Origin of the sequence: Streptomyces anulatus, assembly GCF_014650675.1 — a bacterium.
Lineage (GTDB): Bacteria > Actinomycetota > Actinomycetes > Streptomycetales > Streptomycetaceae > Streptomyces > Streptomyces anulatus.
Genome location: NZ_BMVK01000020.1, coordinates 85743 through 103646, shown reverse-complemented (window position 1 = coordinate 103646; position 17904 = coordinate 85743). Strand labels below are relative to the sequence as shown.

The window sequence follows — 17904 nt, the reverse complement described above, 5'->3', positions numbered from 1 at the left end:
GTCAGGTGATCCGTACCTCCCTGAGGCGAACCACGCCTAACGGACACCTCTGCCGAATCCGTCCTGCCGCCCTGGCAGTTCGGAACCGGGGACCCACACGCAGCACCGGGGTGAATCGGTCCGTGTCCTCGCATCCGGACCGTAGGACAGCCTTCCGTTCCGTCCGAACCCGACAGCTAACCCGGTAGGCGGTCCACGGAAGGAGATGCCGGTCTTGGCATCGCATCGCAAGCCGCGCACGAAGGTGCGCACCACCACTCCCGCCGTCGGGCTGACGACGGCCGCGCTGGCCTCCGTGACGCTGCTCTCCACGCAGAGCGCCACGGCCGCGCCCGCGGAGCCGAAGCCCGCCGTCGAGGAGGTCCAGAAGAAGGTCGACGCCCTGTACCGGCAGGCGGGCGCCGCGACGCAGGAGTACAACCGGGCCAAGGCCGCCTCCGCGTCCCAGCAGACGAAGGTCGACACGCTGCTCTCCGACGTGGCGAAGCGGACCGAGAAGATCAACGAGGCGCGCCGGGCGCTGGGCTCCTACGCGGCGGCCCAGTACCGCAACGGGGGCATCGGGCCCGCGGCGACGTTCTTCCTCGCGGACAACCCGCAGGGGTACTTCGACCAGAGCCGGCTGATGGACCGGGCGACGGAGCGCCAGCAGAGGTCCGTCACCGAGTTCCGTACGCAGCAGGCGTCGGCGGCGAAGAAGCGCGCGGAGGCGGTGAAGAGCCTGGAGACCCTCACCGAGACGCAGGCCACGCTCGCCTCCAGCAAGAAGGACGTGCAGACCAAGCTCACCGAGGCCCGCGGCCTGCTCTCGCGGCTGACCGCCGAGGAGAAGGCGCGGCTGGCGGAGCTGGAGCGCAAGAAGGAGGCCGAGGCGAAGGAGAAGGCGGCGAAGCTGGCCGCCCGGCAGGCCGCCGAGGCGAAGGAGCGGGCCGAGGCCGAGGAGAAGGCCCGCGAGGAGGCCGCGAAGGAGTCCGGCGACGGCTCGGGCTCCGGTACGGGCACGGATCCGGGCCCGGGCACCGGCAGCGGTACGGACAGCGGCTACGCCGCCAAGGCGGAGAAGGTGCTGGCCTTCGCCCGCGCGCAGATCGGGAAGCCGTACGTGTGGGGCGCCTCGGGCCCCTCCAGCTACGACTGTTCGGGGCTGACCCAGGCGGCGTGGCGGGAGGCGGGCGTGACCCTGCCCCGGACGACCTGGGACCAGGTGGAGGTCGGGACCCGGGTCGCCACGTCCGACCTGAAGCCGGGAGACCTGGTCTTCTTCTACGACGACATCAGCCACGTCGGCATCTACAAGGGCGACGGGATGATGATCCACGCCCCGAAGCCGGGTGCGAACGTCCGCGAGGAGTCGATCTACTACATGCCGATCTACGGGAGTGTGCGCCCGGCGTAGAGCGGGTTCCCGGCGCGGAGTGTGCGCCCCGCCCGGAGCGGGCGCACGCCGCGCGGGCTCAGGTCCAGACCGTGGCGATGAAGATGTTGGCGGCCGTCAGTCCGCCGACCGCGGCGAACGCGCCCTTGTCCACCGTCTCGTCGTCCCGCTTGACGTAGACGAGGGCGAGGATCACGACCAGCAGCGCGAGCTTGATGCCGATCTTGACGTTGTTCACGGTCTGGTCGTCGGCCTGGTTGAGTCCGACCAGGGCGACGCCGGTGACGAGCATGGTCAGCGCGCCGTGCAGCATGGCGGGGATGAACCGGGCGGTGCCGGCCCCCATGGCCTTCATCTGCGTCAGGAAGCCGCCCAGCAGGGAGGCGATGCCGATGATGTGCAGGGCGACGAAGACATTGATGAGTACGTCCATGGCTCCGGAGCCTAGCCATGGCCAAGGTTTTACCTTTCAGTGAGGCAAACCTTCCTTATGCGCTAACTCCGGTATTGACCGTATTGCCCTGATGTACGGGCGTATCGCTGATCAATCATGACCGCAGAAACGTCACATCAGGGCAATAGCAGTCATGACGACTGTTTTCCCGGCACCGGGATTAGCGTCCTTCACGGACCCGCCGATATCCCCCGGCGGGCAGCCGACAGGAAGGATGCCGCCCCCGTGGCAGCGCACCGCAGGTCAGCCCACCGAAAACCCAAGCAGCGCCCGCTCACCGGCTCTGCTGCCCGCACCGCCGCCACCCTGGCGCTCGCCGGGGCCGCCACCGCCGGCTCGGTCACCGGGGCGGGCGCGGCCCCCGCCGAACCGGCCCCCACCGCCTCGCAGGTCAGGGCGGAGGTCGACCGGCTGTACCACGACGCCGAGGTCGCCACGGAGAAGTACAACGGGGCGAAGGAGAAGGCGGACGCCGCCACCCGCACCGTCGACGCCCTCACCGACGAGGCCGCCCGCCGCACCGCCCGCCTCAACACCGCCCGGCACGCCCTCGGTTCGCTGGCCACCGCGCAGTACCGCAGCGGCACCCTCGACCCGGCCGTGCAACTGGCGCTCTCCTCCGACCCCGACGCCTATCTGCAACGCGCCTCCTACCTCGACCGGGCGGGAGACCGGCAGAACGGCCTGCTGCGCGGTATCCGGCGGCAGGTCTCCCAGATCACCGGCGTCAAGGCCCGCGCCGACCAGGAGACCGAACGCCTCGCCGCCCGCCGCACCGAGCTGCGCGAACACCGCACCGCGATCCGCACCAAGCTGGCCGACGCCCGCAAGCTGCTGGACACCCTGACCGCCGACGAGCGCGCCGCCTACGAACACGCCGCCGACGCCCGGCACGGCGGCGGCCCGTCCCACGCCGACCGCTCCGCCGGCCGCGTCCCGGTCGCCGCGCCCGGCTCCCGCGCCGCACAGGCCATCGCCTTCGCGCACGGCGCGATCGGCAAGCCGTACGTCTGGGGCGCGACGGGCCCCAACGCCTTCGACTGCTCGGGCCTGACCCAGGCGGCCTGGAAGGCGGCGGGCGTGAGCCTGCCGCGCACCACCTACACCCAGATCAACGCCGGAGCCCGGATCCCGCGCTCCCAACTGGCCCCCGGGGACCTGGTGTTCTTCTACTCCGGGATCAGCCATGTCGGCCTCTACATCGGCGGCGGCCAGATGATCCACGCCCCGCGCCCCGGAGCACCGGTCCGCATCGCGCCCGTCGATGAAATGCCTTTCGCCGGAGCGACCCGGGTGGCATAGTCCGCCGCGCCGGTCCCGCTCTCCCGCCGAAGGAACTCCCGTATGACGATGGCGAACGCCGTCCAGGACTACGCCCGCGCGCTCGCACTGCGCTCCCCGTCCCACTACCGGGTGGGCCCGTTCACCGTCCGGCACAACCCGGGCTGGGAACTGAAGTACGCCAACTACGCCATCCCCGACCGGGGCGCGGAACCCACGGCGGACGACGTGGCGGCCCTGGTCGACGCGTTCGGGAAGCACGAACGGCTCCCCCGCCTGGAGTTCCTGCCCGCCTGGGCCCCGGCCGTCGAACCGGCCCTGCTCGCCGCCGGTTTCACCGTGGAGAACCGCGCCCCGCTGCTCGCCTGCGGCCCCGAGGACCTCCGGACGCCGAAACCTGTCGACGGACTCCGCATCGGCACCCCGGTCACCGAGGCGGAGTTCACCGGTGCCGCCCGCGTCCAGCACCAGGGTTTCGGCGGCGAGGGCGAGCCCGACCCGGGGGCGACCGACTGGCTGCGCGCGGCGGCCACCGGCGACGGGGTCGCGGCGCTGGCCGTCCTCGACGGCGCGCCGGCCGGCGTCGGCGGCTGCTCGGCCGCGATCGACGGCCTGAGCGAACTGGCCGGACTCGCCGTCGCCGCTCCCTTCCGTCGTCGCGGCGTCGGGGCCGCGCTCTCGGCCTGGCTGACGGAACGGGCCTTCACCCAGGGCTGCCGGACGGTCTGGCTGGAGCCCGGCGATGCCGACGTCGAGCGGGTCTACGCGGGCATCGGCTACCGCCGGATCGGCGAGAAGGTCAACATCTCGCTCGACCCGGCCGGCGGCTGAACCACGGCCCCGGACCGACAGGAGGACGGCGGCCTCGGTCCGAGCAGTGGGCGACGGCCTCGGTCCGACCGGTGGGCGACGGCCTCAGACCAGGCGTCGTGCCGTCGCCCACCGGGTCAGTTCGTGCCGGTTGGAGAGCTGGAGCTTCCTGAGGACCGCCGACACGTGCGACTCGACCGTCTTCACCGAGATGAACAGCTGCTTGGCGATCTCCTTGTACGCGTACCCGCGCGCGATCAGCCGCAGCACCTCGCGCTCGCGCTGGGTGAGGCGGTCCAGGTCCTCGTCGACCGGCGGGGCGTCCGTGGAGGCGAAGGCGTCCAGGACGAAACCGGCCAGCCGCGGCGAGAAGACCGCGTCGCCCTCCTGGACCCGGAAGACCGAGTTCACCAGATCGGTGCCGGTGATCGTCTTGGTGACGTAGCCGCGCGCACCGCCCCGGATGACGCCGATGACGTCCTCCGCGGCGTCCGAGACGGACAGCGCGAGGAAGCGGACCGGGTTCTCGGCCGTGCCCATCATGGGGGCACAGCGGCGGAGCACCTCGACGCCGCCGCCGCCCGGGAGGTGGACGTCGAGGAGGACGACCTCGGGGCGGGTCGCCGTGATGACGGTGACCGCCTGGTCGACGTCGGCGGCCTCGCCGACCACCTCGACACCGGTCTCCTCGGTGCGGCCGATCTCGGCCTGCACCCCGGTGCGGAACATCCGGTGGTCGTCGACGAGCACGACCCGTACCCGTCGCTCCGGGCCCCCGGTGGCTTCGGTGTTCTCGGTCATTCGCTCGCCCTTTCCATCTCCAGCTCGACCTCGGTGCCCCCGCCGGGCACCGAACGCAGCCGGGCGCTGCCGCCGTTGCGCTGCATCCGGCCGATGATTGATTCTCGTACGCCCATCCGGTCCCCGGGAACCTCGTCGAGGTCGAATCCCGGACCCCGGTCCCGTACGGACACGAAGACCGTGCGGCCCTCGACCTCCGCGAAGACCTGGACGGCGCCGCCCTCGCCACCGTACTTGGCGGCGTTGACCATCGCCTCGCGCGCGGCCTGCATCTGCGCGGTCACCTTGTCGTCGAGGGGGCAGTCGCCGACCACGACGACCTCCAGCGGCACCCCGTGCTTGTCCTCGACCTCGGCGGCGGCCCGTTTGACCGCCTCCGCCAGGGTCTCCGGCTCGTCGTCCTCGTCCTTGCCGGTGCCCTCGGGGTTGTAGAGCCAGTTGCGCAGCTCGCGCTCCTGGGCGCGGGCGAGGCGTCTGACCTCGCCGCCGTCGTCGGCGTTGCGCTGGATCAGGGTGAGGGTGTGCAGCACGGAGTCGTGGACGTGGGCGGCGACCTCGGCCCGCTCCTGGGCGCGGATGCGCATCAGGCGCTCCTCGGAGAGGTCCTGGGTCATCCGCACCAGATAGGGGCCGGCGAGCAGGGCGATGCCGGTGAGCACGGCGATGGCCGCGGTGAGCACGTTGCCGAGCTGGGCGGCCGAGCCGCGCACCACCATGAACACGGCGAGGCCGAGGCCGACGAGGGCCACTCCGGCGAGTCCGCGGGCCAGGTGGAGCAGCTTGCGGTTGCGGCCGGTCTCCATCCAGCGGGCGCGGCGGGCGTTGTCCGCCTGCCGCCAGACCAGGACGGAGCCCGCGCCGATCAGGAGGGTGGGCCAGATGTAGCGGTCGGCCTCGCTGCCCATGTCGACGTTGACGACGAACGCGACGGCCCCGACGGTCAGGGCGACCAGCGCGAAGACCTGGCCCCTGTCCGGCTTGCGGAGCTTGCGGCGGCCGTCCGCCGAGGTCTCGAACACCGAGCGCGGGGCGTCGACGCCGCCGACGCCGAGCGGCACGACGATCCAGAACACCGCGTAGAGGACCGCGCCGAGGCCGTCGGTGAAGAACAGTCCGAGGAAGAGGAACCGCACCCAGGCGACGGGCAGCCCGAGGTGTCCGGCGAGCCCGCGCGCGACGCCGCCGAGCAGCCGGCCGTCGGCGCTGCGGTAGAGCTTGCGCGGCGCGGGCTCCTCCGGGTCGGCGGCGAGGGAGCTGGCGGCTCGGGCGGTGGCGGCTGGCATACCCCGATCGTCACACGCGCGGACGCGGGGCGGCATCAGGGTCGGCCCCCGAAGTGACCCTGATGCTGTCCCCCGCGTGCACCTGGTGACAGCTCCCCCGGCCGCTCCGCCCGGCGTGCGCGCCCCGGCCCTTCAGGGGCGCACGCGAGCAATATCAGGGACCGTCCAGGGTCGTCGCGGGTCCCGGCCAGCGGTCCGGCCCGTCACCATGGAGGCATGACCGCTCCCTCGGACGCCGCTCCCGGCGTCGCGCCCCCCGAAGCGCCGAAGCCGACGCTGCGGCGCACCCCGCGACAGAAGGTCGTCGCCGGGGTGTGCGGCGGACTCGGCCGGTACTGCGACGTGGATCCGGTGATCTTCCGGATCGTGCTCGGTGTGCTGTCGGCGACCGGAGGCATCGGTCTGATCTTCTACGGCTTCGCCTGGCTGCTGCTGCCCGCGGACGGCGACGACGAGAACGAGGCGCGCAAACTGCTGTCGGGACGGGTCGACGGGGCGTCCCTGGTGGCGCTGCTGCTGGCGCTGATCGGCTGCGGGCTGTTCCTGTCGATGCTGCACAACCGGGAGATGCTGGCGTTCGCCGCGCTGCTGACGCTGGCCGTCGTCGGCTTCTCCGTGTGGACGCAGTCCCGGCGGACGGCGGGGGCCCCGGAGGACCCGGCGGCCCCGCCCGGCGCACCGGCCGCCCCTCCCGGCCCCGCGCACACCGGCGGCCTCGGCACGCCGCCGCCGGAGGTGAAGGCCCCGCCGACGCCGGGCAGTCCGTCGTGGTGGCGGGACCCGATCGTCAAGGACGGGACCACGGGGCCGGTCGGCTCCGGGTATCTGTGGGGTCCGCCGGACACGGACGCCGGCACGGCGCGCGCCGGGGTGAAGGCCGGGCGGCCCCGTCCGGACGCCCCGTTCCTGACGCCCCGGCCGTCGCCCGTGGAGCGCGGGCCGCGCTCCATCGGCGGCCCGGTCTTCCTGGCGGCGCTGGTGGCGGGCGGTCTGGGCACCGGGCTGAGCTGGGAGCAGCAGCCGCTGGGCGTCGCCCTCCAGATCGGCCTGGTCGCCGCCCTCGCGGTGTTCGGGTTCGGTCTGCTGATCGCCTCGGTGCTGGGGCGGACCGGTTTCGGCACGGTGCTGATGGCGATGATCACGGCGGGTCTGCTGGCGGGTGCGGCGGTGCTGCCGAAGGACATCGACACGTCGTGGGCCCGCCAGGAGTGGCGGCCCGCCTCGGTGTCCGCCGTAGCGCCGCACTACGAGCTGAGCACGGGCGACGCCCGGCTGGATCTGTCCCGGCTGAAGGTGCCCAAGGGCGAGACCGTCCGCACGGGGCTCGATGTGGCGGCGGGGCGGGCGGCCGTCGTCGTGCCGAAGAACGTGGTGGTGAAGGTGCGCGCCGAGGCGGGTCTCGGGGAGATCCGGCTGGAGGAGGGGCAGCGGGTCCAGGTCCGGATCAACAGTGACGAGGCGAAGCAGCGGACGCTGCCGCCGCCCTCGGGCACGAAGCCCGCCGGAACGATCGAACTGGTGCTGGAAGTCGGCATCGGACAGGTGGAGGTCACTCGTGCTGCGTCATGAATTCCGGCCCGGCCGCGCGGTGGCCGGCCTGGTGATGCTGGGCCTGGCCGGCGGGTACGCGGCCGACGCCGCCGGGGCCTGGGAGGTCCCGTGGACGTTCTTCCTGCCGCTGTTCCTCGGCGGGCTGTGGCTGGCCGCGACGGTGACGTGGGCCGCCTACATGCTGCGGCGGCGGCGCGAGGCGAGGAAGGCGTCGGCGGAGAACACGGCGGCGCCCGCGAGCACCAGCGGCAGCCACGCCATCAGATAGGGCAGGTCGTTGCCGTAGTAGTACGGGGTGGCCTGCCAGCTCACGGTCAGCCAGAGGCTCAGCGAGATCAGCGCGCCGCCGAGCGCCGCGAGCCGGGCCCAGAGGCCGACGAGGGTGCCGAGTCCGACGAGGAGTTCACCGGTCGCGATGGCGTAGCCGAAGCCCTCGGGGCTCTTCAGCGCCAGGTCGACGAGGGCGGGGATCGCGGAGGAGTCGCGCACCCCGCGCATCATCTCGCCGATGGACCCGGTGCCGGTCGCGGACAGGAACGCGCTGTCCGTGAGCTTGTCGAGGCCCGCGTAGACGAAGGTGACGCCGAGGAAGATCCGCAGGGGCAGCAGGGCGTACGTGCCCGCCTGCTCCTTCAGCGTCCTGCGCTCGCCCAGACCGTACGATCCGCCGCCGTAACCGTTCATCACCGCTGCCCTACTTCCCGAAGTCCCGTCACCTCGACCATACGTACGCCCTGGGCGCGCTGCTCACCAGGGCTGGGACGCGATCGGCGGCGGAAATTCGCCCGGGGACCGGGTGACGGTCAGTCCGTGACGTCGATCGGGCAGCGGTTGGTCTCCACCCCGGCGGCGGTGACGACCTGGACGTCCACCGTCCCCGGCTCGACCTCGACCGGGACGGGCACGGTCAGGACGGTGTCGGTCGGGTTGGCGAAGCCCCCGGCGACCGGGATCAGCGGTACGTGGACATGGACCGTGCCGATCCGCACGACGAGCCGGGCCAGCCGGTCGGGGCTGCCCGCGCCGGGCGGTACGAAGCCCGCGCCCCGGATCTCGATGTCGTCGCCGGTCCGGATCGGGGCGTCCAGGTCCCCGGCCTCCCGGGCCCGCACGACGGACAGCACGACGGGCCGGCCGCCCTCCGTGTACTTCCCGGCGAAGTAGGTGGCCGCCGAGACGGCCACCAGGAGCGCGAGCCCCCACGGCAGGTCGGGCAGCTGCTCGGGGCGGCGGGCCAGGCGGACCGCGGAGAACAGCACGGCGACGGCGCTGACCAGCACGTACTGCACATCGGTGAAGGAGCCGCGCCCCGAGTCGTCGGTGAGCAGGTCGGCGGCGCGCGGCCGGTCGGCGCGCAGCTTCTGGAGCCGCTGGCCCAGCACCCGTACGGTCACCACGCGCCGTACGACGACGGCGACCGTGCAGACGAGCGCCAGCACGGTCACGACCCCGGCGGAGCGCACGAGGTCGAGCCCCTCGATCAGCGCGTCCCTTTTCTCCGGGTCGGAGGCGCCCGCCAGTTGCAGGGCGAGAACGAGAACGGCGAAGACGGCCAGCAGCACCCAGGCCGCGGCGACCGTACGGGAGGTGGAGAGCCGGTTGTCCTCGCCGATCAGCGGGGCGAGGAGGCCGCCCCGGGCGCGGTGGAAGCGGGCGGCGGCGGTGAGCAGCCCGGCCGTGAGGAGGGCCGCGATCAGCCCGGCGGTACGGGCGGTGGACCAGCCGGCCCCGATCGCGGTGAGGCTCGCACCGACGAGGAGCGCCCCGGCCGCACCCCAGACGGCGAACAACGTCCCCCGCCAGACCTGGTGGAGCCAGGCGTCACCGGCTTCCCGGGCCCGTTCGGCGACGGTGCGGGCGGATCCGGTCAGCTCGTCGGACACCCACTGCCGGGACGCGGACGCGGACTGGGCGACCCCGGCGGGGAGGCCCTTGCCCGCAGCCAGTTCGTCCCGTTTGGCCAGGAACGCGGCGACGGCGCGCCGGTGTCCGTGACGGGCTCCGTGCGGGCAGTCGCCACACGTACAGCCGCCGCTGTGCGTGCCGCTCGTCCTGGATTCGTCCAACGCCACGGAGGATTACGCCCTTTCCCGCCCCGGTACAGCCAACTCACTTGCGATATCAGCGAATTGTGCCGTACCGGGCGGGCAGCGCCCGCATCGGGGCGGACGACGGGCGGGGACCGTCAGAATGTTCGAGAGATCCGCTGCCACAGGGGCTGGTAGTTGATCCAGGCCACCAGGTCGCCGCCGAGGTGGTCGCGGGTGGTGACGGCGTCCCGGTGCGAGATGAGCACGGGCTTCCCGGCGGCCCGCGCCAGCAGCTGCACCTGGCAGGCGCGCTCCATGGTGAGGAACCACCAGGCCGCCGCGTCCACCGAGCCGCCGACGGTCAGCAGCCCGTGGTTGCGCAGGATCACCGCCTTGTGCGGCCCGAGCGCGGCGGCGATCCGCCGGCCCTCGTCCTCGTCCACGACGACCCCGGAGTAGGCGTCGTACAGCGCGTGGTCCTCGTAGAAGGCGCAGGATTCCTGGGTGATCGGCTCGATCGGCTCCCCGAGCGCGGCGAGCGCCCGCCCGTGCGTGGAGTGGGTGTGGGCGACGGCCACGGTGTCCGGTCGGGCCCGGTGCACTGCGGCGTGCACGGCGAACGCGGCCTGGTTGACGTGGAAGCGGCCCCGGAGCACCTGGCCGTCGCCGTTGACGAGGATCAGGTCCTGCGGGGCGATGTCGGCGAAGGGCGCGCCGAACGGGTTGACCCAGAAGCAGTCCGCCAGTTCGGGGTCGCGGGCGCTGATGTGCCCGGAGACCCCGTCCTCGTACCCGAGCTGCCCGAACAGCCGCAGCGCGCCCGCCAGCCGCTCCCTGCGGTACGTGCGTTCCTCGTCCGGCGAGGCGTGCACGGGCGGCATCGCGAACTGGAGCTGTTCGACGGGGATCGGGGCGGGGGCGGGCACGGCGACCGGCTCGGACATGGCGGCTCCTCGGGTTCCCTGGGCGTACGGGACCGGAAGCTACCGCCGGGTGGGTCAGGTGACCAGAGGCGTGACGCCCCCGGCCGGGTCAGGTGCTGAGCACCAGATAGGCGAGCGTGAGGTACGAGCGGTAGCCGCCGTAGTAGCCGGTGCGGCGGGCGTCGATCTCGGCCGTCACCTCGGCGTGCAGCGGATGGTCCGGGTGCTCCAGTGCCCAGCGCTGACCGCGGCCGATCGGTCCCTCGGACTCGAAGAGGTCCCATTCGCGTTCGTCGGCGACGGTGACCTGGAGCGCGCGCAGCCCGACGGACTCCGCCAGCCGGATCAGCTCCAGCAGCGACCCGAAGTCCCCGGGCTCGGCCCCGACGCCCGCCAGCGCGGCGGGGGTCGGCTCCTTCAGCCAGATCCCCTCGCCGAACAGGACCCGTCCGCCGGGGCGCACGGTGGCGGCGAGGGCGGTGAGGGCCTCCCGGGTGGTGCCGGGCCAGGCGTGCGAGGAGCCGATGGAGACGGCGAGGTCGTATCCGTCCTCGGCCCATGCGGCGGCGGGCACCTCGTGGAACCGCACGCGGTCGCCGAGGCCCCGCTGCCCGGCGAGCTTCCGCCCGCGCGCCACGGCGTCGGGGTCGGTCTCGACGCCGTCCCCGGTGGCCCCGGGCGCGGCGTCGACGAGCCGCATCAGCAACTCGCCCCAGCCGGAACCGAGATCGACGATCCGCGCCCCGGGAGCGGGGGCGCAGGCGGCGATCAGCCGATCCGCGTGCTCCTCGGAGAGCGGGGTGTTCCAGGTGAGGCGGTCATTACCGGCGGCGGACACGATGGCGCGGACTTCTTCGGCGGACATGGTGCAGGAGCCTTCCACGGACGGGGGGACCGTGCCACCGGATATGGCCCCGGCCCGGACGCGCCGATGCCGTCGCCCGGGCGAACGGACGACGGCATCGGCTTTGGTCCGGGAGGGCCCTGGGGCGCGCCCTACGGGCTCGCCGGGAGCGGGGAGGTCACTCCCACTCGATGGTCCCCGGCGGCTTGCTCGTCACGTCGAGGACGACGCGGTTGACGTCGGCGACCTCGTTGGTGATGCGGGTGGAGATCTTCGCCAGCGTCTCGTACGGCAGGCGCGACCAGTCGGCCGTCATGGCGTCCTCGGAGGAGACCGGGCGGAGCACGATCGGGTGGCCGTAGGTGCGGCCGTCGCCCTGGACGCCGACCGAGCGGACGTCGGCGAGGAGGACCACCGGGCACTGCCAGATGTCGCGGTCCAGGCCGGCCGCCGTCAGCTCCTCGCGGGCGATGGCGTCGGCGTCGCGGAGCAGGTCCAGGCGCTCCTTGGTGACGTCGCCGACGATGCGGATGCCGAGGCCGGGGCCGGGGAACGGCTGGCGCTGGACGATCTCCTCGGGGAGGCCCAGCTCCTGGCCGACCATGCGGACCTCGTCCTTGAACAGCTGGCGCAGCGGCTCGACGAGCTGGAACTCGATGTCGTCGGGGAGACCGCCGACGTTGTGGTGGGACTTGATGTTGGCGGTGCCGGTGCCGCCGCCGGACTCGACGACGTCCGGGTAGAGCGTGCCCTGGACCAGGAAGGCGACCTCCGGGCCGTCCTCCTGGAGGATCTCCAGCTGGGCCTGCTCGAAGACGCGGATGAACTCGCGGCCGATGATCTTCCGCTTCTGCTCCGGGTCGGAGACCCCGGCCAGGGCGTCGAGGAAGCGCTTCTCCGCGTCGACCACCTTCAGCTTCGCGCCGGTCGCGGCGACGAAGTCCTTCTCGACCTGCTCGGTCTCGCCCTTGCGCATCAGCCCATGGTCGACGTACACGCAGGTCAGCTGGGAGCCGATGGCCTTCTGGACGAGGGCCGCGGCGACCGCGGAGTCCACGCCGCCGGAGAGACCGCAGATGGCGCGCTTGTCGCCGACCTGCTCGCGGATGAGGGCGATCTGCTCCTCGACCACGTTGGTCGTGGTCCAGTTCGGCTCGATGCCCGCGCCCCGGTAGAGGAAGTGCTCCAGGACCTGCTGGCCGTGGGTCGAGTGCATGACCTCCGGGTGGTACTGGACGCCGTAGAGCTTCTTCTCGTCGTTCTCGAAGGCGGCGACCGGCACGACGTCGGTGGACGCGGTGACGGTGAAGCCCTCGGGGGCCGCCGAGCAGGCGTCGCCGTGCGACATCCACACCGGCTGCTCGGTGGGCGTGCCCTCGAAGAGCGTCGAGCCGGCCTTGGAGACGTGCAGCGGGGTACGGCCGTACTCACGGGCGCCGTTGTCGTCGACCGTGCCGCCGAGCGTGGTGGCCATCAGCTGGAAGCCGTAGCACATGCCGAAGACGGGGACCCCGGCCTCGAAGAGCGAGCGGTCCAGGGTGGGCGCGCCCTCCGCGTACACCGACGAGGGGCCGCCGGAAAGGATGATCGCGCGCGGGTTCTTCGCCAGCATCTCGCCCACCGGCATGGTGGACGGGACGATCTCGCTGTAGACCCGGGCCTCACGGACACGGCGGGCGATGAGCTGGGCGTACTGCGCGCCGAAGTCGACGACGAGGACCACGTCGGCCGTGGCGTCGGGGGCGGCGGGGGGTGCTGCTGGCACGGGGGCGGCCTTCCGGCGGTGGTGAAGGGGGTCGGTTCTTCCGATTCTACCGGCCGGGCGCGAGCCCTCCGCCGGACCGGGGGGCGGGGCCGACGCCTCACGGCCGGTGCACGTCGCGTCTCAGGATCCGGGCCCCGTTTTGTGGGGGCCGCCGGGCCGGGTCCATACTGTCCCCCATGCGTCAGCACACGACCTTCGTCTTTACCTATGGCATCCGGCCCGCCGGCTGCCATGGTCGTGCTGCTTGAGCTACTGACAAGCAACGTTCCAGGCGCCCCGGGCCGACAGGCCCGGGGCGTCTCGCGTGTCCGGGTCCGTAGCTCCGGGGGGCCGCCACCCCACCGGGAGTCACCACCATGAGCAGCACCACCGCCGCCACCGCCGTCAGCCCCGCCGAGCGGACCGGCGCCCGCACCGACGAGGCCGCCGCCCTGATCGGCGGCGCCCGGGAGCGCATCGACACCCTCGACGACCGGATCATCGGCCTCGTCCAGGAACGGATGGCCGTCTCGGCGGTGATCCAGGAGGCCCGGATCACCTCCGGCGGCCGGCGGGTCAACCTCTCCCGCGAGACGGCCGTGCTCGGCCACTACAGGGACGCGCTGGGCAAGCCGGGCACCGCGCTGGCCATGACGCTCCTGGAGCTGTGCCGCGGCCGGGTGTGAGACCCGGTGAGCAGCCCGCGGACGGAACGGTTCTCCGCTTGCCGGACACGGGCCGTATCTGCGTTCGGGCCCCGTCTCACCCGTACGGCGCGTGACCGGGAGCGCGGTCCCTTCGTTGATCCTGATGTCCGTGCCAACCAGGGGCGGCATCGGCAGGAAACCACGCGTGGCTCCGCCGGGACGTGTGACGTACCCCAGGTACGTCGTGGGACCACGACCCGGCGTATGTGACCGGTTCGCAGGGGACAGCGGCCCGGTCACCCCATATGCGGCCGATCCCGGGGACGCCCGGGTCGGCCGCATCGGAACGTTCGGGCGGAGGCCGGTTCCCCCCTCCGCCCTCCCGGCCGCCGGTCAGGCGTGCCGCGCGGCCCGTCGCCGTGCCGCCGTGAACAGCACCAGGCCCGCCGCCAGCGCCGCGGCCGCCGCGCCCGAGCCGATCAGGGCGATCGATCCCGTCGAGGCGAGGCCGCCGCCGGAGCCCCCGGTCGTCCCCGCCGAGCCGCCGGACGTGGTGGACGCCGAGGATCCGGAGTCGCCGGACGGGCTCTTCTCCGGGTCCGGGGCCGAGGTCGGCGGGGTGGAGGGTTCGCCGGAACCGCCGTCGCCGCCGCCCGTCGTCCCGCCGGAGCCGGAGCCGCCCTCGCCGTTCAGGACGAGGAACGCGGTGTTGTTGGCCGGCTTCGGGTCGAACGGCAGCGCCGGGTTCTGGAGCCAGGTGTTGCGTACGGTGACCGCGCCGCTCGCGCCGACCATGGCCTTGTCGACCCGCAGCTCGAACGGCAGGTCGAGGCCCGACCCGTCCCGCACGGTCATCGAGGTGTTGCAGACGTAGCGCGGCGCGGGGCTCGTCTGGTCCTCGCGGTACTTCCCGTCGGCGGTCACCGCGCGGCAGCGGTCCGGCTTCGAGGTGACCGACGCGCCCTGGGGGACGGTGAAGTCGACGGTGGCGACGTCCTCGCCGGAGCGGATGTGGCCGATCCACGCCGGGCCCTCGTTGCGGAAGCCGATGTCGGCCTTGACGGTGGCGCCCTCGGGCCCGGCCACCTGGTCGCCGTACGCCACGAAGTCGGCCGTGTTCTCCGTACGGAAGTCGGCGTCCTGCTGGTTGTCGTACGGGTTGAGGTCGGTGCTCCGGGCCGCGGCGCCCTTCGTCACCGGGACCGCCTTCAGCACTCCGCCGGTACCCCGCTCGAAGAGGGCGCCCGCGCGCTGGGAGGCGCGCTGGGCGGCGCTGTTCTCCTGGATGCGGTAGAGGAAGGTGTCGTAGTAGGCGCGCTCGGTGGCCTCCAGCGTCAGCGGAGTGGCCAGCGTGTACGTCGCGCCCGCCTCGAAGGCCCCTTCGACGGAGCAGAGCGCCGTGGTGGAGCCGAAGTCCGGCTGGTCCGGGTCGTCCACGGTGTACTCGCAGTTGGAGTAGCGCTGCGGGATGTCCAGGCCGCGCGAGTACCGCAGCGTGAGCAGGACGCCGTCGGCGTCGCGGGTGCCGCGGTTGGCGAAGGTGATCGGGGCCTGCTGCTTCTCCCCCGGGGTCAGCTCCGTCCTGAACGGCAGCCGCTCCATCACGAGGTCGGGGCCGCCGACCGTGAGCCGGGTGGTGAACGGGGTGAAGGTGGCCCCGTCCGCCTGGCCGGTCACCGTGATCGTGCCGGTGTCGCCGCTCTCGCTGCCGTCGGCGGCGGTGACGACGAGGTCGGCCGCGCCCTGGAGGCCGGGCCAGATGCCCCAGTCCTCGCAGACGGCCTTCGTACCGGTGACCTTGCAGTCCGGGTTGGCCTCGCCGTCGAACTTCACGTCGGCGACGCCCGCGACGCCGCTGAGGTCGAAGGTGAGGGTGAAGTCGCCGCCGAAGCCGCCGTTCTCCTCGTCCTCGGACGGGTTGTTGAGGGAGATCCCGACCGTGGACGACTTCGGCCGGCCGTTCTCCGGGTACGGGTGCAGTGCCGTCTCGGCCGGGCCGCCGAGCGTGAACACCGGCGTGTCCGCGGCCTGTGCCGGGGCGGCCGCCCCGGCGAGCGAGGCCGCGGCCAGCAGGCCTGCCGCGGCGAACGAGCCGGCCGCGCGGTGCAGCACGGTTCTCGGGGTGGAACGTGTCATCGGGGGACCTCTGGGACTCGGCAGGAGCTGTGTGACCGCTGTGACAGTCATCGCGGTACGGGTTCGACCGCGCAGCTCACCGAACAGTTGCCCGCAGAAAGATCACGGATTGGGTACGGGTGTGTTCCCGACGCCCTTCACGTCCGTCCCGGCCTCCGCCGTCCCCTTCGGCGGCACCACGGGGATGCCCAGGAACGGCAGTCTCAGCGCGCCGAACGCCTCCTTCGGCACGGCCGGCGCGAGCGGCTCGACGGGGGTGAGCCGTTCGTAGGCCCCGCCCTGCTCCGGGCGCGGGTCCGCCTCGCCCTTGTTGGGCCAGAAGGACATCGCGCGTTCGGCCTGGGCGGTGATGGTCAGCGAGGGGTTGACGCCGAGGTTGGCGGAGACGGCGGAGCCGTCGACGACGCTGATGCCGGGGTGGCCGTAGAGCCGGTGGTACGGGTCGATGACGCCCTCCTGCTCGCTCGCGCCGATCGGGCAGCCGCCGAGGAAGTGGGCGGTGAGCGGGGTGCCCATCAGTTCGCCGACGTTGGACCCGGCGAAGCCGTTGATCTCCTCGGCGAGCAGGGTGGCGCTGCGGGTGGCCTCCGGAATCTGGGTCGGGTTGGGCGCGCCGTGGCCCTGACGGGCGGTGAGCAGGCCCTTGCCGATGCCGCCCGGTTTGCGGTACGTCGTCAGGGAGTTGTCCAGCGACTGCATGACCAGGCCGATGATGGTGCGCTCGGACCAGTGGTGGTTGGAGAGCGAACGGGCGGCGAGGGTGGGGTGCTTGACCATGTTGGCGAGCCAGCCGCGCACCCGGTGGGCCCCGTAGGGCACCTGGAGGATCGACATCGCGCCCATGGCGTTGGAGCCCTTGCCGTAGCGGACGGGCTCGATGTGGGTGTTGTCGTCCGGGTGGATCGAGGACGTGATCGCGACGCCCTGCGAGAAGTCGGCCTTCGGGGTGCCGTGCTTCTTGCGGTAGCGGCGGTCGCTGGTCTGGGAGCCGACCAGCGCCTCGGAGTTGGTACGGGTCAGCTCGCCGAGCCTCGCGGAGAGCCGGGGCAGCAGTCCCCGGTCCTTCATGGTGTGCAGCAGGGTCTGGGTGCCGTACGTGCCCGCGGCGACGACGACCTTGCGGGCGCGGAGTCTCGTGGGCTTCGCCCTGCGGCGGCGGTCGGTGGGGACGGTGAGGACGCGGTAGCCGCCCTCGGGGTCGTCGGTGATCCCGACGACGGAGGTCATCGGGTGGATGACCGCTCCGGCCTTCTCGGCGAGGTGGAGGTAGTTCTCGTTGAGGGTGTTCTTGGCCCCGTGGCGGCAGCCCGTCATGCACTCGCCGCACTCGGTGCAGGCCTTGCGGGCGGGGCCCGCGCCGCCGAAGTACGGGTCGGGGACGGTGCCGCCCGCCTTCGCCCTCGCGGTGCCGTCGGCGTCCTTGCCGTCGCCGAAGAAGACGCCGACCGGGGCCAGGTGGAAGGTGTCGCCGACGCCCATGGCCTCGGCGGCGGCCTTGAGGTGGACGTCGGAGGGGGTCATGGTCGGGTTGAGCCGGACCCCGAGCATGCGGCGGGCCTGGTCGTAGTACGGCTTCAGCTCGTCCTGCCAGTCGGTGATCGAGGCCCACTGGCGGTCCTCGAAGAACGGGGCGGGCGGCACGTACAGCGTGTTGGCGTAGTTGAGCGATCCGCCGCCGACCCCGGCCCCGGCGAGCACCATGACGTTGCCGAGGAGGTGGACGCGCTGGATGCCGAAGAGGCCCAGCGCGGGGGCCCAGAGGTAGTTCTTCAGGTCCCAGGAGGTCTTGGGGAGGGTGCCGGGGGTGAAGCGGCGGCCCGCCTCCAGGATCCCGACCCGGTACCCCTTCTCGGTCAGCCGGAGCGCCGACACCGCGCCCCCGAAACCCGATCCGACGACCAGGACGTCGTAGTCGTACGCCGCGTCGTCCTCGGCCGGGACATGGCTCACGGCCTGTTTCTGGGCAGGGCTGTCCTGGGACATGGCACTCCTCGGAACGGGATCGGTACGAAAAGGGCGGAAGTC

The 17904-nt window shown here is 72.8% G+C and carries 16 protein-coding genes and 1 riboswitch; of the genes, 6 read left to right on the top strand and 10 right to left on the bottom strand.

Annotated elements, in window-relative coordinates; genetic code table 11:
• The first annotated feature begins 40 nt into the window (after nucleotides 1-40).
• Nucleotides 41-207: riboswitch (cyclic di-AMP (ydaO/yuaA leader) on the top strand.
• On the top strand, nucleotides 206-1396 hold the full coding sequence (locus IE272_RS33745) for a C40 family peptidase (RefSeq protein ID WP_050356946.1): 1191 nt from the start codon (nucleotides 206-208) through the stop codon (nucleotides 1394-1396). It overlaps the preceding riboswitch by 2 nt.
• Before the next feature lie 58 nt (nucleotides 1397-1454).
• Here IE272_RS33745 and IE272_RS33740 read toward each other — a convergent pair whose 3' ends face one another.
• The gene (locus IE272_RS33740; RefSeq protein ID WP_007450921.1) at nucleotides 1455-1808 is read right to left on the bottom strand and encodes a hypothetical protein; all 354 of its coding nucleotides are present in this window, start codon (nucleotides 1806-1808) and stop codon (nucleotides 1455-1457) included.
• 246 nt (nucleotides 1809-2054) lie between these two features.
• Here IE272_RS33740 and IE272_RS33735 point away from each other — a divergent pair, with 246 nt between their 5' ends.
• Both IE272_RS33735 and IE272_RS33730 read left to right on the top strand, forming a co-directional pair.
• The gene (locus IE272_RS33735) at nucleotides 2055-3131 is read left to right on the top strand and encodes a C40 family peptidase (protein WP_190009460.1); all 1077 of its coding nucleotides are present in this window, start codon (nucleotides 2055-2057) and stop codon (nucleotides 3129-3131) included.
• 42 nt (nucleotides 3132-3173) lie between these two features.
• Nucleotides 3174-3941, top strand: coding sequence for a GNAT family N-acetyltransferase (locus IE272_RS33730; protein WP_050356943.1), 768 nt, complete (start codon nucleotides 3174-3176; stop codon nucleotides 3939-3941).
• Between the two features lie 84 nt (nucleotides 3942-4025).
• Here IE272_RS33730 and IE272_RS33725 read toward each other — a convergent pair whose 3' ends face one another.
• On the bottom strand, nucleotides 4026-4721 hold the full coding sequence (locus IE272_RS33725) for a LuxR C-terminal-related transcriptional regulator (protein ID WP_007450924.1): 696 nt from the start codon (nucleotides 4719-4721) through the stop codon (nucleotides 4026-4028).
• The gene (locus tag IE272_RS33720) at nucleotides 4718-6004 is read right to left on the bottom strand and encodes a PspC domain-containing protein (RefSeq protein ID WP_056701090.1); all 1287 of its coding nucleotides are present in this window, start codon (nucleotides 6002-6004) and stop codon (nucleotides 4718-4720) included. The genes IE272_RS33725 and IE272_RS33720 overlap by 4 nt, the downstream gene beginning before the upstream one ends.
• Before the next feature lie 216 nt (nucleotides 6005-6220).
• Here IE272_RS33720 and IE272_RS33715 point away from each other — a divergent pair, with 216 nt between their 5' ends.
• Entirely contained in the window at nucleotides 6221-7573 is a 1353-nt protein-coding gene (locus tag IE272_RS33715) for a PspC domain-containing protein (protein WP_050356941.1), read from the top strand.
• On the top strand, nucleotides 7560-7823 hold the full coding sequence (locus IE272_RS33710; protein WP_056701091.1) for a hypothetical protein: 264 nt from the start codon (nucleotides 7560-7562) through the stop codon (nucleotides 7821-7823). The genes IE272_RS33715 and IE272_RS33710 overlap by 14 nt, the downstream gene beginning before the upstream one ends.
• Here IE272_RS33710 and IE272_RS33705 read toward each other — a convergent pair.
• The 5 genes from IE272_RS33705 to guaA all read right to left on the bottom strand — a co-directional run bounded on the left by IE272_RS33705 (nucleotide 7730) and on the right by guaA (nucleotide 13117).
• Nucleotides 7730-8239, bottom strand: a complete 510-nt coding sequence (locus IE272_RS33705) for a DoxX family protein (RefSeq protein ID WP_032791667.1) — start codon at nucleotides 8237-8239, stop codon at nucleotides 7730-7732. The genes IE272_RS33710 and IE272_RS33705 overlap by 94 nt on opposite strands.
• A 119-nt stretch (nucleotides 8240-8358) precedes the next feature.
• A complete protein-coding gene (locus IE272_RS33700) occupies nucleotides 8359-9627 on the bottom strand; it encodes a hypothetical protein (RefSeq protein WP_190009458.1) in 1269 nt (422 codons plus the stop codon).
• 113 nt (nucleotides 9628-9740) lie between these two features.
• On the bottom strand, nucleotides 9741-10529 hold the full coding sequence (locus tag IE272_RS33695; RefSeq protein WP_050356939.1) for a class II aldolase/adducin family protein: 789 nt from the start codon (nucleotides 10527-10529) through the stop codon (nucleotides 9741-9743).
• An 88-nt stretch (nucleotides 10530-10617) separates the two neighbouring features.
• The gene (locus IE272_RS33690) at nucleotides 10618-11373 is read right to left on the bottom strand and encodes an SAM-dependent methyltransferase (RefSeq protein WP_050356938.1); all 756 of its coding nucleotides are present in this window, start codon (nucleotides 11371-11373) and stop codon (nucleotides 10618-10620) included.
• Nucleotides 11374-11530: 157 nt separating this feature from the next.
• On the bottom strand, nucleotides 11531-13117 hold the full coding sequence (guaA, locus tag IE272_RS33685) for a glutamine-hydrolyzing GMP synthase (protein ID WP_190009456.1): 1587 nt from the start codon (nucleotides 13115-13117) through the stop codon (nucleotides 11531-11533).
• A 356-nt stretch (nucleotides 13118-13473) separates the two neighbouring features.
• Between guaA and IE272_RS33680 the strand changes: the two genes are divergently transcribed.
• Nucleotides 13474-13782 (top strand): chorismate mutase, encoded by a 309-nt coding sequence (locus tag IE272_RS33680; protein WP_050356936.1) that lies wholly within the window; start codon nucleotides 13474-13476, stop codon nucleotides 13780-13782.
• Nucleotides 13783-14136: 354 nt separating this feature from the next.
• Here the strand turns inward: IE272_RS33680 and IE272_RS33675 are convergent, their stop codons facing one another.
• Both IE272_RS33675 and IE272_RS33670 read right to left on the bottom strand, forming a co-directional pair.
• Nucleotides 14137-15879 (bottom strand): peptidase, encoded by a 1743-nt coding sequence (locus tag IE272_RS33675; protein WP_190009454.1) that lies wholly within the window; start codon nucleotides 15877-15879, stop codon nucleotides 14137-14139.
• 102 nt (nucleotides 15880-15981) lie between these two features.
• A complete protein-coding gene (locus tag IE272_RS33670) occupies nucleotides 15982-17862 on the bottom strand; it encodes a GMC oxidoreductase (RefSeq protein WP_050356935.1) in 1881 nt (626 codons plus the stop codon).
• Nucleotides 17863-17904 lie beyond the last annotated feature (42 nt).